Here is a 13,520-nt window from a genome sequence, read left to right as displayed (position 1 = left end):
ACGGGTCAGCCGGCCGCCGCCGGGGCCCGCGCCTTCGCGATGACGAGCAGGCCGTCCATGATCAGGCTCTCGACCAGTTCGAAGTCCCCGTTCATGGCGGGCGCCATCTTCCAGCCCGCGCCGCCGGTCATGAAGCAGGCCGGTTCGGCGCCGCAGTGCGAGCGCACGTGCTGCACCATGCGCTCGACCGCACCCGCGATGGCGTAGGTGCCGCCGCTGGTCAGCGCGTCGCTGGTGTTGGTGGGAAATTCACGCACCTCGCCGGTGGGCACGTGCAGGCCCGCCGTGCCCGATTCGAGCGCGCGCAGCATGATGCCGTGGCCCGGCAGGATGAGGCCGCCCAAAAACTTGCCGCTGGCATCGATCGCCTCGACGGTGACGGCCGTGCCGATCAGCACCACCACCATCGGCCGCTCGGGCCCTTGCGACAGCATGCGGTGGCGCGCGCCGATCATGGCCACGAAGCGGTCGGCGCCCAGCCGCGTCGGATGGTCGTAGCCGTTGACGATGCCGGCCTCGCCCGCGCTCGACACCACCCAGCGCGGGGCGCAGTCGAAGCGCTCGGTGATCTGCTCTTCGGCGCGCCGCCGCAGCGTGTCGCCAGCCACGACGCAGCCCAGCATGGAACCGGGCGCCGGCAGCTCGGCCCAGGGGCCATCGGCCAGGCGTTCGATGTGGTCGAGAAACTCGGCACCATGGGCCTGCAGTGCCGCACCGGGGAAGGCCCCCTCGTAAAGCGCCCACTTGAGCCGGGTGTTGCCGATGTCGATGGCGAGGAAGGGGGAAGACATGCGCGCGATTATTGCGACTTTGTTGTTATTCCTGCTGGCGCCTCTTTGACAGTCGCGGCGCGGGCCTACGCGGAGGGTCCCGGTTCCGCCGCTACATTCGCCTTTTCCATCCACCACGGCACAAGGAGAAAACCATGGGATTGCTCAGCTTCATCAAGGAAGCCGGTGAAAAACTGTTCGGCGGTTCGTCGGCCCAGGCGGCCACGCCCGATGCGAACACGGCAGCTGCCGCGGCCATCAAGACCTACATCGAGACCCAGAACCTCGGCCTCACCGGACTGGAAGTGACCTACACCGCCAGCAGCGGCGTCGTCACCCTCGCGGGCCAGGCGCCGTCGCAGGAAGCCAGCGAGAAAGCCGCGCTCGCCGCGGGCAACGTGGCCAACGTGACGAGCGTGGACAACAACCTCGTCGCCCCGGCGGCGCCGCCGGCCCAGTACCACGACGTGGTGCGCGGCGACACGCTCTCGGCCATCTCGAAGAAGTACTACGGCGACGCCAACAAGTACAACGCGATCTTCGAAGCGAACAAGCCGATGCTGTCGCACCCCGACAAGATCTATCCGGGACAGAAGCTGCGCATTCCGGCACTCTGACCACCGCAACGGCGCCTCGCTAGGCGCCGTTGTGCCGCCAGGCCCCTGGCGACACGCCGTACTCGCGCTTGAATGCGCGGTTGAAAGCGGCTTCCGATTCGTAGCCCACGCCTTCGGCGATGCGCGCCAGGTTGCCCTGGTCCTTGCGCAGCATGCCGGCGGCCAGGACCATGCGCCAGCGCGCCAGGTAATGCATGGGCGGCGCGCCCACCAGTTCGGTGAAGCGGTCCGCCAGCACGCTGCGCGAGACGTGGATTTCCTGCGCCAGTGCGTCGACCGTCCAGTTGCGCGCGGGCTCGGCGTGCATCAGCGCCAGGCAGCGGCTCACGTGGGGGTCGCGCAGGCCCGCCAGCCAGCCCGGGTTGTTGGCGGGCATGGATTCGATGTAGCCGCGCAGCACTTCGGTGAACAGCACTTCCGCCACTTTGGCGGCCACCATCTCCGAGCCGGGCGTGTGCGAAGCCGCATCCCCCAACACGAAGTGGACCGACTGCTCGATCCACGGGCCCGCCGGCCTGCTGCGCAAGGGCGTGGTGAACAGGCGCGGAATGTTCGCCATGACGGGGTTGGGCGCGTCGCCTTCGTACGCGAACCAGCTGCACACCAGCAAGGTGCGCTCGCCCTGGCCGCCGTAGCGCACGCGCGCCAGTTCGGGCGCTCGCGGGCTCACCACATGCGACATGTCCACCGCCGCATGCTGCAGGCCGCTGCCCAGCACATGCGAATCGCCATGCGGCGCGGCGATCACGTCGCCGGCATGCGCGCGCACCGGCGCCTCGCCTTCGACCTGGGCCCAGCATTCGCCTTGCAGCACGAGGTGGCAGATGGCCAGGCGCTGTGCGCCGGGCCTGAGCACCTGCGCGATGTCCGCGCCTCTGGGTACCTTGAAGCACCAGGGTGCATACATGTCCCCGTTCAGGAACAGCGCGCCCTCCAGGCGGATGGTCCGCAGCACGTCCGACAAGACATCCATGGTCACCTCCCGGCAAGCGAGGGCGGGGTTTCGGTCAACAAGTCCGGCGAAACGGGCAATGCTGGGCGGCTGCGCGTCGGCACCATAGGCACTGGTCGCCTTCGACCGATTCTAGACAGGAGTACCGCCATGCCCAAGTTCGTCATCGAGCGAGAGATCCCCGGCGCCGGCCAGTTCACCGCGGCGGACCTGAAAGCCATCTCGCAAAAATCCTGCGGCGTGCTCAGCAGCATGGGCACCGACATCCAGTGGATCCACAGCTACGTGGCCGACGACCGGATCTACTGCGTCTACCAGGCGACCGACGAGGCCCTGGTGCGCCGGCACGCAGAGCTCGGCGGCTTCCCGGCCAACCGCGTGGACCGGGTGTACAGCGTCATCGACCCGGCCACGGCCGAGTGAGACGGGCGGCGCGCTCTAGTTCTGGCGCCAGGGCAGCCCGCGGCGGCGCCAGCCGCCTGTCAGGCCGCGGTGCCCGTTCTCGTCCGGGTTGCCCTCGAAGCCTTCGAGGATGTTGTAGGCCTGCGCGCCCAGCTCGGTCGCCCGCTTCGCCGCGGCGATCGAGCGCACGCCGCTGCGGCACAGCAGCACCAGCTTCTTGCCGCCCTCCGCGGCGGCACGCACGCCGTCGTCGAACGCCGGGTTGATCGCCATGCCCGGCCACTGCTTCCAGGCCAGCGGCACGGCGCCGGGCACGTAGCCGACCCACTCGCGCTCGGCGTCGGTGCGCACGTCCACCAGCACGGCCTCGCCGCTCGCCATCCACTGCGCCGCCTGCTCGGGTGTCACGTCGCCGGCGTAGCCTTTTTCTCCAACGGGTTCACTCATGGTTGCTTTCTCTCTCGAATCTCTAGGGTAAGCCCGGAGCCTTTGGCGGCTGCGGGCGATCGATCTGCACGCCGGATGATGGAATTTTTCACCGGTTCGTGAAAACCCTGTTTGTCACAAGGTGTGGCGCGCCAAAGATGGCGGTCGCGGCCAGTCGAAACCATAACGTGAAGACGACGGCCTGGGTGTTCCGGTCAGAGAACTATATGGAGAGACACATGACAGACAGCAAATCGCCCCGCCGTCGCAGCCTTCTCAAGGGCGCAGCGGTGGCCGCAGGCGCGATGTCCGCGCCGATGGTCAGCATGGCCCAAACCACGTCGCTGCGTTTCCAGAGCACCTGGCCGGCGAAGGACATCTTCCACGAGTACGCCAACGACTTCGCCAAGAAGGTGAACGACATGGCCGGCGGGCGCCTGAAGATCGAGGTGCTGCCCTCGGGCGCCGTCGTGCCCGCCTTCCAGCTGCTCGAAGCGGTGAACAAGGGCACGCTCGACGGCGGCCACGGCGTGGTGGCCTACCACTACGGCAAGAACTCGGCGCTGGCGCTGTGGGGTTCGGGCCCCGGCTTCGGCATGGACGCCAACACCGTGCTGGCCTGGCACAACTACGGCGGCGGCAAGGCGCTGCTCGACGAGATCTACAAGAGCCTGAACATGGAAGTGGTGTCGTACCTGTACGGCCCCATGCCCACGCAGCCGCTGGGCTGGTTCAAGAAGCCGGTGGCCAAGGTCGAGGACATGAAGGGCCTGAAGTTCCGCACCGTGGGCCTGGCCGTGGACATGTTCACCGAGATGGGCACCGCGGTGAACCCGCTGCCCGGCGGCGAGATCGTGCCCGCGCTGGACCGCGGCCTGATCGACGCGGCCGAATTCAACAACGCCTCGAGCGACCGCGTGCTGGGCTTTCCCGACGTGGTGAAGAACTGCATGCTGCAGAGCTTTCACCAGTCGGGCGAGCAGTTCGAGGTGCTGTTCAACAAGGGCAAGTACGCCGCGATGCCGCAGGAGCTGCGCTCCATCATCGACTACGCCGTGCAGGCGGCCAGCGCCGACATGAGCTGGAAGGCGGTGCAGCGCAACTCGCAGGACTACGCCGACATGAAGAAGGCCGGCATCAAGTTCTACAAGACGCCCGACGCCGTGCTGCGCGCCCAGCTCGCGGCTTGGGACAAGACGGTGGAAAAGAAGGCCGGCGAGAACCCGCTCTTCAAGAAGGTGCTGGAGTCGCAGCGCGTGTTCGCCGAGCGTGCGCTGCAGTGGCAGAACGACTATGGCGTCGACTTCAAGATGGCCTACAACCACTACTTCGGGAAAAAGAAGAGCTGAGCCCCGGTCTTCGCGCGCCCCGTGTCGCGCGCGCCTTCCCCCTTGCAGGGGGCAACACCAGTGGCCCGGCATTGCCGGTTCCACGGTGTTCCTGGAATGGGCCTGGCCCGCATCAACATGACCATCCAACGCTTCCTCCACGCCGTCGACCGGTTCAGCATGCTGGTGGGCAAGACCTTCTCGTGGCTCATCGTCGCGCTGATGCTGCTGGTGTGCGGCGAGGTGTTCAAGCGCTACGCGCTGAACGCGCCCACGGCCTGGATCTTCGATGCCAACAACATGCTGTACGGCACGCTCTTCATGATGGGCGGCGCCTACACGCTCTCGCAGGCCGGCCATGTGCGCGGCGATTTCTTCTACGGCAGCATGAAGCCGCGCACGCAGGCCGCGCTCGACCTCGTGCTGTTCGCGGTTTTCTTCCTGCCCGGCGTGGTGGCGCTCACCTGGTCGGGCTGGACCTACTTCGGTGAATCGCTCGCGATGCACGAACAGACCTTCAACGCCGACCCCATCCCGGTGTACCCCTTCAAGTTCGTGATCCCCGTGGCCGGTGCGGTGCTGCTGCTGCAGGGCATCGCCGAGATGGTGCGCTGCGCGCTGTGCCTGAAGACCGGCGTGTGGACGCCGCGCCTGAAGGACGCGGAAGAAATGGACGTGGTCGGCGAACAGCTCGCCGGCAGCAGCTACGTGAACGAGGCCGACAAGCGCGAGGTGATCGAAAAGGCCCACGCCATCGAACAGGCCGCGCAGCAGCGAAAGAGCGACACGGGCAACGGGGGTGCGGCATGAGCGAACCCGCACTCGGCCTGCTGATGCTGGGCCTGATCGTCTTCGTGATCATGCTCGGCTTTCCCACGGCGTTCACGCTGATGGGCCTGGGCATGTTCTTCGGCTTCATCGCCTTCTACGACCCCGCCTCGCCCTGGCTCGACAACAAGGTCTTCGACCTGATGGTGCAGCGCGCCTTCGGGGCCATGACCAACGAGACGCTGCTGTCCATCCCGCTCTTCGTGCTCATGGGCTACGTGATGGAGCGCGGCGCGCTGGTCGACAAGATGTTCCACAGCGTGCAGCTCGCCTTCCGCCGCGTGCCGGGCTCGCTGGCGGTGACCACGCTCATCGTCTGCACCTTCTGGGGCATCGCGAGCGGTCTGGTGGGCGCGGTGGTGGTGCTGATGGGCGTGATCGCCATGCGCCCGATGCTCAACGCGGGCTACGACACGCGCCTGGCAGCCGGCGTGATCACGGCCGGCGGCACGCTGGGCATTCTCATTCCGCCCTCGGTGATGATCATCGTGTACGCGGCCGTGGCCGGGCAGTCGGTGGTCAAGCTGTATGCGGCGGCGATGTTCCCGGGCTTCTTCCTCGCCCTGCTGTACCTGATCTACGTGATCGGCTGGGCCGTGCTGCAACCGAAGGTGGCGCCCAAGATGCCGATCGACCAGCAACGCGCACCGATCACGCCGTGGGTGGCCCATCTCGCGGCCAGTTACTCCCCGCGCATGCTGCCCGCGCTCGCCGCGGCCGTGGTGGCGCCGGGGCGTGCCTTGCGCGGCGCGGTCGAGGGCGTGCGCCTGAGCTGGTGGATGCTGCTGCGAGGCCTGCTCAGCGCGCTGGTGCCGCTGGCGCTGGCCGCCGTCACACTGGGCTCGGTGTGGTGGTACGTGACCATCTACTCGCAGAAGGACAACAACGTGGCGGCCCCCGTGGCCACGCAGCAGGCGACGCAGAAGACCGGCGAACCCGCAGCCGCCGCGCCGGCTGCAGCCGCGCCGTCCGGCACCGGTCTGGCCGAGCCGCCGAGCACCGACGAACCCGCGAACACCACCGAAAGCAGCGGCCTGCAGGAGCCACCCGGCGGCGTCGAGGAACCTCCGGGCAGCGAGCCCGCCGCCGCCCCTGCCAGTGAGGGTGGCCTGCAGCAGCTGGGCGACGCGGTCGAAGCACCCAAGACCGCGGCGGTGCCCGAGGCCTTCTACACCGGCTTCTGGGTGGCCTGCCTCTTCACGCTCGCGCTGCTGGGCTGGTACTACTGGCGCATGGACGCCGAGCAGTTCGAAATCCTGCGCATGCTGGTGTCGTCGGTGATGCCGCTGGCCACGCTCACGCTGGTGGTGCTGGGCGTGATCCTGTTCGGCATCACCACCGCCACCGAGTCGGCGGCGGTCGGCGCGGCCGGTGCCTTCCTGATGGCGTGGCAGGCCGGCACGCTGAACTTCAAGAAGATCAAGGAGGCGGTGTTCCTCACGCTCAAGACCACCTCGATGGTCTGCTGGCTCTTCGTGGGCTCGGCGCTGTTCTCGGCGGTGTTCGCGCTGCTGGGCGGCCAGCGCATCGTCGAGGAGTGGGTGCTGAGCATGAACCTGTCGCCGCTGCAGTTTTTGCTGCTGTCGCAAGCGATCATCTTCGTGCTGGGCTGGCCGCTGGAGTGGACCGAGATCATCGTGATCTTCGTGCCCATCTTCCTGCCGCTGCTGGCGCACTTCCAGATCGACCCGCTGCTGTTCGGCGTGCTGGTGTTCGTGAACCTGCAGGCGGCGTTCCTGTCACCGCCAGTGGCGATGTCGGCCTTCTACCTGAAAGGGGTGTCACCGCCACACGTGACGATCAACCAGATCTTCGCGGGGATGATGCCGTACATGCTGATCGTCATCCTGTGCATGGTGTTCATGTACATCTGGCCGGGGCTGACGCTGTGGCTGCCGCAGTACCTGTACGGCTGAACGCGCGCGCCTTCTCAGGCTGAGGCCGGGCGCCGCGCGAAGCGGCGGCGCTCGAGCAGTTCGAACAGGCCCATGCCCAGCAGCATGGCGCCCACGAAGACCAGCGCCTTGACCTCGCCCGTGCCGAGCGAAACCAGCGCGGGCCCGGGGCAGAAGCCCGCGATGCCCCAGCCGACGCCGAACAGCAGGCTGCCGCCGACCAGGCGGCGGTCGATGTGGCGCAGGCTGGGCAGCGCGAGCGGCCCGCCGAGCAGCGACTCCTTGCGACGGCCGGCCAGCAGGAAGCCGACGGTGCTCACCGCCACCGCGCCGGCCATCACGAAGGCGAGCGACGGGTCCCAGGCCCCGCCCACGTCAAGAAAGCCCAGGATCTTGGCCGGGTTGGCCATGCCGGAGACGATGAGGCCGAGCCCGAAGACAAGGCCGGCGAGCAAGGAAGCAATGGCGGTCCACATGGCAGGTCTCCCGGTTCACGACAGGTTGAGCAGGTGGCGCATCACGAACACCGTGGCGACCCCTGCGGCGATGAAAGCCACCGTGGCGGCCAGCGAGCGCGGCGAGCGCCGCGCCAGCCCGCACACGCCGTGGCCGCTGGTGCAGCCCGCGCCGTAGCGCGTGCCCACGCCCACCAGCAGGCCGGCCAGCGCGAGCGTGCCGTAGCCCGCGTCGATCTGCGCCGCGGGCAGCACGGCGAACAGCCCGTAGACGAGCGGCGCACCGACCAGCCCGAGCACGAAGGCCGCGCGCCAGGCCATGTCGCCCTTCATGGGGCGCAGCAAGCCGCCCAGCACGCCGCTGACGCCGGCGATGCGCCCGTTGAGCAGCACGAACATCGCGGCGGAAAGTCCGATGAGCACGCCGCCGGCCAGTGCGGCCCAGGGCGTGAAATGAGGCCAGTCGATGGTGGGCATCTTCAGTTCTCCTTCGGGCAGTAGAGGCGGTACAGCACCGCCAGGATCTCGAGCAGGGCCGGGTCGGCCACGCGGTAGTAGATGTTCTTGCCCTCGCGGCGGGTGTCCACCACGCCTTCGGTGCGCAGCACCGACAGCTGCTGCGACAGGGTGGGCTGGCGGATGCCCAGCGTGCTTTCGAGGTCGCTCACGCACATCTCGCCCTGCGAGAGCTGGCACAGCAGCAGCAGCCGGGCCTCATGGGCCAGCAGCTTGAGCACGGCGACGGCCTGGCCGGCGGCGCTGCGCAGCAGTTGGGGGTCGATGGCGTGGGTCGGGGTCTTCATGGGAGGATGACAGTTCGCGAAATAACATTATATGAATTCATATAATATTTGTCGCTTGATTGATTGAATGAGTGCCTGGCCTCCAGGCACCGCAGAAGGAGCGCCGATGACCCCGCCCCCCATGCCCCCACGCGCCACCACCCAGGCCTTCTTCGATCCCGCGACGGGCACGGTGTCCTACGTGGTCTGGGACCGTGCGACGAAGCGCGCCGCCGTCATCGACCCGGTGCTCGACTACGACTTCCGCTCCGGCCACACCGACACCGCATCGGCCGACCGCCTGCTGGCGTACGTTCACGCGCAGGCCCTGCAGGTCGACTGGATCCTGGAGACCCACGCGCACGCCGACCACCTCTCGGGCGCGCGCCATGTGCAGTCGCAGGCCGGCGGGCGCATCGCCATCGGCGAGCACATCCGCACGGTGCAGGCCACGTTCCGCCACCTCTACAACCTGGAGCGCGACTTCCTGCCCGACGGCAGCCAGTTCGACCACCTGTTCAAGGACGGCGAACGCTTTCACATCGGCGAGATCGAGGCGCAGGCCCTGCGCGTGCCCGGCCACACGCCGGCCGACATGGCCTACCTCGTCGCCGACGCGGTCTTCGTCGGCGACACGCTCTTCATGCCCGACCTGGGCAGCGCGCGCGCCGACTTTCCGGGCGGCGACGCGCGCGAGCTCTACCGCTCGATGCGCCGGCTGCTCACGTTGCCGCCCGAGACCACGCTGTACGTCTGCCACGACTACCCGCCCGCCTCGCGCGAGCCGCGCTGGCAGAGCACGGTGGCGCAGCAGCGCGCCCACAACATCCATGTGCGCGACGGCATCGGTGAAGACGAGTTCGTGCGCATGCGCACCGCGCGCGACGCCACGCTCGAAGTGCCGACGCTGATCCTGCCGTCGATGCAGGTCAACGTGCGCGGCGGCCGCCTGCCGCCGCCCGACGACAACGGCGTGGCCTACCTGCGCATTCCGTTGAACACGCTGCCGGGCCACCGCCCGCGCGCCACGCCGGGCTGAGAGCGCCGTGAACTAGCGCCGCCGCTCCACATACGGCCGCGCCTGCAGCAGCACGATCTTGTCGCCCACGGTCGCCCACTCGATGTCCTGGTCGACCGCGTTGAAGGTGCGCTTCACCGCCGCGCCCACGGCGGCGAGCCGCACCACCAGCTCGTCGGTCAGCACGTGGCGGCCGACTTCCACGGGCACTTCCTTCACGCCGCCGTCCTTGTCCAGCTGCAGTGCCGTCTCTTCGGCCGAGCGGCTGAGCACCTGGATGGCCTTGGACCAGCTCGAGTACATCACCTGCTCCGCCACGCGCTTGCCCTCGACCACGCGGATGCCGATGCCGCGCTTGGCCGAGATGTAGGTGACGTGCGGGTGGCCCGCGTCGAAGGGGTCGCGCGTGATCATCACGCCGGCGTTGGTCGAGTCGATGGCGGTCTGCACGAACACGCCCATCAGCACCGACTCGGCGCCGAAGCCCGCGGCGCTGCGCGCCTCCCAGGCCTCGGGGTTGAACACCGAGGCCCACACCTTCTTCACCGCGAGCTCGAGCGCGTCGCCGGTCTTCACGTTGGGCACCGTGGTGTAAAGCCCCGCGCCGCTGAAGCCCGGCAGGTCTTCCGAGTTGGACGAGCTGCGCACGAACACGCCGCCCCCGCCCAGCTGCGCCTGCCACGCCGCGCGCCAGGCCGCCGCGGTGGCGGGCTCGACGGGCCATTGCACGATCTCGTCGCGCAGCTGCGCCAGCGCCTTCTGCCGCACCTGCGGGTCGCCCGCGAAGCCCGGCTGCTGCTGCATGCGCGCGATGCGCTCGGCCAGCCCGTTCGATCGCATGAAGCGGTCGTAGTGCGCGAACGGAATGCAGAAGCCGTCAGGCACGGTGGTCGAGGGAATGCGCGCGGCCAGCACCGCGCCGAGGTTGGCCGCCTTCGAGCCGCATTGCACGCTGTGGCGCGCGCGCAGCGAGGCCAGCGGCAGCAGGCGCGTTTCGCGCAGGTCCGGCTTCGCGGCCTTGCTGCCGGGCAGCGCGCCGGTGGCGGCGGCACGCACGGCGCGCGGCGGCAGCGCGGCGATCTCTTCCGGCGTGAGGCGGCGCAGCTGGTAGCCCGAGGCCGCCACCTTCAGCGCCACCCACTGGCCCGCGTGCGCCTTCAGCACCGTGGCGGCATCGCGCACGTAGGCGTTCGGAATGCCCCAGCCCTTGGCCAGCAGGTTGACGTGCGACAGCGCCGTGGACGGCCGCTCGGTGAGCACGCCGGCCACCGGCGGCAGGTTGATCGGCACCTCGCGCAGCACGGCGATGTCGTCGGGCAGCAGCGCGTTCAGGCCCGAGGCGTCGTTCACGATGCGCACGCGGCCGGTGGCGGTGCCCAGGTTCATCGGCAGGTAGGGCTGCTCGCGGATCAGCGCCTCCTGGCTCACGAAGTCGATGCCGGCCTCCTTCGCGATGCGCTCGTGCAGCGTGGAGTTGGTCTTGAACTTCACCGGCGCGAAGAAGCTGGCCTTCACCTGCGCTTCGGCCTCGCGCAGCAAGGGCACCGTGAGCCGGTCGCCTTCCCAGAACTCGTAGGTGAAGGTGCCGATGTTCTGCTGCCAGCTCAGCGTGCCGAACAGGAAGCGGCGGTCGGGCACGAGGTAGTTGCGGTCGATCTCGCGCTTGATCGTGTTCGGCGTGAGCCGCGTGTCGCGCAGGAAGCGCACATGCAGCTGGAAGCGCGGCGTGTCGATGTAGTGCATGCGCGCCGGTTTGGCCTGCCGGTCGATCGCGAACAGCACATGGGCCAGCTGCATCGGCGTGCCGGCGTCGTAGACGCGCGCCAGCGTGTCGAAATCGCCCTGGCTGCGCAGTGCCGGCAGCGAGGCGGGCACGGCGGGGCGCGGCACGAGTTGCGCGGCCGGGCCTTCGGGCTGCGACTGGTTCTGCTGCTGGTAGTACGACGGCTTGCGCGCGAGCTGCGCGCCGGCCGGCGCGACGGCCACCGCGCACAACGCAAGGACCGGCAGCCACGCCAGCGCCGTGCCGTCTTTCTTCTGCCTGTTGGAATCGTTCTTCATGGGGCTCCCCCTTCATAGCCGACAACCGCGAATTCTCGCTGGCGGCCCGCCACTTTTTCGCGCGTCAGCCGCGCTACGTCGCCTGCGTCGACTGGCCGCATTGCGCGCAGAACTTCGCGCCGGGCACCAGCGCCGTGCCGCACTGCCGGCAGGCCGCGGGCAGCATCGACGTGCCGCATTGCTGGCAGAAGCGTGCGCCGGCTGCGTTCATCGCGCGGCAGGCCGGGCAGGCACTGCCGCCGGGTGGCGGTGGCGGTACGTCGCGGCCGTACCCATAGCCACCTTGCGAACCATGGTGCCCGCCACCACCGCCGTGGCGCGCGCCGCCATGTCCACCGAAGAGTCGTTCCAGCATGCCCATGTGTTTCTCCCTTGCGTCGTGCAACAGGCCGCTGGCAACGTCGCCGGTGGCGATGAATTCCCGTGGGCCTGACTGCAGTGGATTCCCTGAAGCAGCTTCAGGGTCAAGCGCCCCCCGGCAAAGACCCTCGCAGGCCGCGGTGCTTCACGGCCATGCCCGCGCGCGAAGCGCCGCCATCGCCCCGCCGCTACAGTCGGCCGCAAGGAGCGTCTTTCACATGCAACCATTCGATTTCGACCTCTTCGTCATTGGCGGCGGCAGCGGCGGCGTGCGCGCCGCGCGCATGGCGGCGCAGACCGGTGCGCGCGTCGCGCTGGCCGAGGCCGCCGAGCTCGGCGGCACCTGCGTCAACGTGGGCTGCATCCCGAAAAAGCTCTACAGCTATGCGGCCGGCTATGCCGAGTCTTTCGAGGAAGCCGAAGGCTATGGCTGGAAGCTGCCCGCGGCGCCGCAGTTCGACTGGGCGCACCTCAAGACCCAGCGCGCCAAGGAGATCAGCCGGCTCAACGGCATCTACGGCTCGCTGCTGAAAAATTCAGGCGTCACGCTCGTCACCGGCTGGGCCCAGCTGGTCGATGCGCACACGGTGGAAATCGAAGGCAAGCGCCACACCGCGCGCCACCTGCTGGTGGCCACCGGCGGCACGCCCTTCGTGCCCGAGATTCCAGGCCGCGAACACATCGTGACCTCCGACGCGATGTTCGACCTCGACCCGTTCCCGAAGCGCCTGCTGGTGGTGGGCGGCGGCTACATCGCCTGCGAGTTCGCATCGATCTTCAACGGCCTGGGTTCCAAGGTGACGCAGCTGCACCGCCGCGCCCACCTGCTTACCGGCTTCGACGACGACGTGCGCCAGTTTCTGGCCAACGAGATGGGCAAGGCTGGCGTCGACGTGCGCCTGAACTGCGAGGCCTCGTCGATCGCGCGCGGCCCCGACGGCCTCGTGGTCACGCTCGCGCGCGGCCAGCAGATCGAGGCCGACACCGTGCTCTTCGCCACCGGCCGCGTGCCCAACACGCAGGGCCTCGGCCTCGAGGCCGCGGGCGTGAAGCTCGACGACAAGGGCGCCATCGCGGTCGATGCGCATTACCGCACCTCGGTGCCGTCGATCTACGCGGTGGGCGACGTGTCGACCCGCGTGCAGCTCACGCCCGTGGCGCTGGCCGAGGCGATGGTGGTGGTCGATGCGCTGTTCGGCAAGGGCAAGCGCGGCATGGACTACGAGTTCATTCCCACCGCCGTGTTCACCCACCCCAACATCGGCACCTGCGGCTACAGCGAGATCGACGCGCGCGCGAAGTTCGGCGAGGTCACCGTGTTCTCCAGCGAGTTCAAGTCGCTGCGCCACACCCTCTCGGGCCGCAGCGAGCGCACCTTCATGAAGCTCGTGGTCGACAAGAAGAGCGACCGCGTGGTGGGCCTGCACATGGTGGGCGCGGACGCGGGCGAGGTGGTGCAGGGCTTTGCGGTGGCGATGCGGGCGGGCGCGACGAAGGCGCTGTTCGACAGCACCATCGGCATCCATCCGACGGCTGCTGAAGAGTTCGTGACGATGCGCGAACCGATGCCGGGATAAAGGCTCACCCCCAGTCTTCGCGCACTTCGTGTCGCTTCGCCAACCCCCT

The 13,520-nt window shown here is 68.6% G+C and carries 15 protein-coding genes; 7 read left to right on the top strand and 8 right to left on the bottom strand.

From position 1 onward, the window contains the following. Positions 1–5 precede the first annotated feature (5 nt). Positions 6–791 (bottom strand): type III pantothenate kinase, encoded by a 786-nt coding sequence (locus AC07YS_RS23875; RefSeq protein WP_062478816.1) that lies wholly within the window; start codon positions 789–791, stop codon positions 6–8. Between the two features lie 134 nt (positions 792–925). Here AC07YS_RS23875 and lysM point away from each other — a divergent pair, with 134 nt between their 5' ends. Beyond that, complete coding sequence (lysM, locus tag AC07YS_RS23870; protein WP_062478819.1) at positions 926–1,387, top strand: peptidoglycan-binding protein LysM; 462 nt, start codon at positions 926–928, stop codon at positions 1,385–1,387. A gap of 19 nt (positions 1,388–1,406) precedes the next feature. Here the strand turns inward: lysM and AC07YS_RS23865 are convergent, their stop codons facing one another. Then, on the bottom strand, positions 1,407–2,360 hold the full coding sequence (locus tag AC07YS_RS23865; RefSeq protein ID WP_495268043.1) for an AraC family transcriptional regulator: 954 nt from the start codon (positions 2,358–2,360) through the stop codon (positions 1,407–1,409). 129 nt (positions 2,361–2,489) lie between these two features. Between AC07YS_RS23865 and AC07YS_RS23860 the strand changes: the two genes are divergently transcribed. Continuing rightward, on the top strand, positions 2,490–2,762 hold the full coding sequence (locus AC07YS_RS23860) for a DUF4242 domain-containing protein (RefSeq protein ID WP_095950262.1): 273 nt from the start codon (positions 2,490–2,492) through the stop codon (positions 2,760–2,762). A 15-nt stretch (positions 2,763–2,777) separates the two neighbouring features. On the opposite strand, the gene AC07YS_RS23855 is transcribed toward AC07YS_RS23860, so the two are convergent. Continuing rightward, complete coding sequence (locus AC07YS_RS23855) at positions 2,778–3,188, bottom strand: rhodanese-like domain-containing protein (protein WP_062478826.1); 411 nt, start codon at positions 3,186–3,188, stop codon at positions 2,778–2,780. A 218-nt stretch (positions 3,189–3,406) separates the two neighbouring features. On the opposite strand from AC07YS_RS23855, the gene AC07YS_RS23850 reads away from it, so the two are divergent. The 3 genes from AC07YS_RS23850 (at position 3,407) to AC07YS_RS23840 (ending at position 7,239) form a co-directional block, all read left to right on the top strand. Further along, positions 3,407–4,516: a TRAP transporter substrate-binding protein gene (locus AC07YS_RS23850; protein ID WP_070061869.1), complete on the top strand. Its 1,110-nt coding sequence runs from the start codon at positions 3,407–3,409 to the stop codon at positions 4,514–4,516. Between the two features lie 117 nt (positions 4,517–4,633). Then, positions 4,634–5,305, top strand: a complete 672-nt coding sequence (locus AC07YS_RS23845; protein ID WP_495268042.1) for a TRAP transporter small permease subunit — start codon at positions 4,634–4,636, stop codon at positions 5,303–5,305. Continuing rightward, complete coding sequence (locus AC07YS_RS23840; protein WP_495268041.1) at positions 5,302–7,239, top strand: TRAP transporter large permease subunit; 1,938 nt, start codon at positions 5,302–5,304, stop codon at positions 7,237–7,239. The genes AC07YS_RS23845 and AC07YS_RS23840 overlap by 4 nt, the downstream gene beginning before the upstream one ends. Positions 7,240–7,253: 14 nt before the next feature. Here AC07YS_RS23840 and AC07YS_RS23835 read toward each other — a convergent pair whose 3' ends face one another. Genes AC07YS_RS23835 through AC07YS_RS23825 form a run of 3 tightly spaced genes read right to left on the bottom strand, consistent with a single transcriptional unit; the run spans position 7,254 to position 8,476 of the window. After that, the gene (locus tag AC07YS_RS23835) at positions 7,254–7,694 is read right to left on the bottom strand and encodes a DUF6691 family protein (RefSeq protein WP_487847432.1); all 441 of its coding nucleotides are present in this window, start codon (positions 7,692–7,694) and stop codon (positions 7,254–7,256) included. 15 nt (positions 7,695–7,709) lie between these two features. After that, positions 7,710–8,150 (bottom strand): YeeE/YedE family protein, encoded by a 441-nt coding sequence (locus AC07YS_RS23830; RefSeq protein WP_070061865.1) that lies wholly within the window; start codon positions 8,148–8,150, stop codon positions 7,710–7,712. A gap of 2 nt (positions 8,151–8,152) precedes the next feature. Further along, positions 8,153–8,476, bottom strand: coding sequence for an ArsR/SmtB family transcription factor (locus AC07YS_RS23825; protein ID WP_062478840.1), 324 nt, complete (start codon positions 8,474–8,476; stop codon positions 8,153–8,155). A 106-nt stretch (positions 8,477–8,582) separates the two neighbouring features. Between AC07YS_RS23825 and AC07YS_RS23820 the strand changes: the two genes are divergently transcribed. Next, positions 8,583–9,494, top strand: a complete 912-nt coding sequence (locus AC07YS_RS23820) for an MBL fold metallo-hydrolase (RefSeq protein WP_495275733.1) — start codon at positions 8,583–8,585, stop codon at positions 9,492–9,494. 12 nt (positions 9,495–9,506) lie between these two features. Here the strand turns inward: AC07YS_RS23820 and AC07YS_RS23815 are convergent, their stop codons facing one another. Together AC07YS_RS23815 and AC07YS_RS23810 are read right to left on the bottom strand one after the other, a co-directional pair. Next, a complete protein-coding gene (locus AC07YS_RS23815) occupies positions 9,507–11,534 on the bottom strand; it encodes a PEP/pyruvate-binding domain-containing protein (RefSeq protein WP_495268039.1) in 2,028 nt (675 codons plus the stop codon). Between the two features lie 73 nt (positions 11,535–11,607). After that, the gene (locus tag AC07YS_RS23810; RefSeq protein ID WP_495268038.1) at positions 11,608–11,889 is read right to left on the bottom strand and encodes a double zinc ribbon domain-containing protein; all 282 of its coding nucleotides are present in this window, start codon (positions 11,887–11,889) and stop codon (positions 11,608–11,610) included. A gap of 223 nt (positions 11,890–12,112) precedes the next feature. Between AC07YS_RS23810 and gorA the strand changes: the two genes are divergently transcribed. After that, on the top strand, positions 12,113–13,471 hold the full coding sequence (gene gorA / locus AC07YS_RS23805; RefSeq protein WP_495268037.1) for a glutathione-disulfide reductase: 1,359 nt from the start codon (positions 12,113–12,115) through the stop codon (positions 13,469–13,471). Positions 13,472–13,520 lie beyond the last annotated feature (49 nt).

This window comes from Variovorax sp. GW458-11-26-14-LB1, from assembly GCF_059423965.1.
This window is presented reverse-complemented; position numbering and strand designations above follow the sequence as displayed.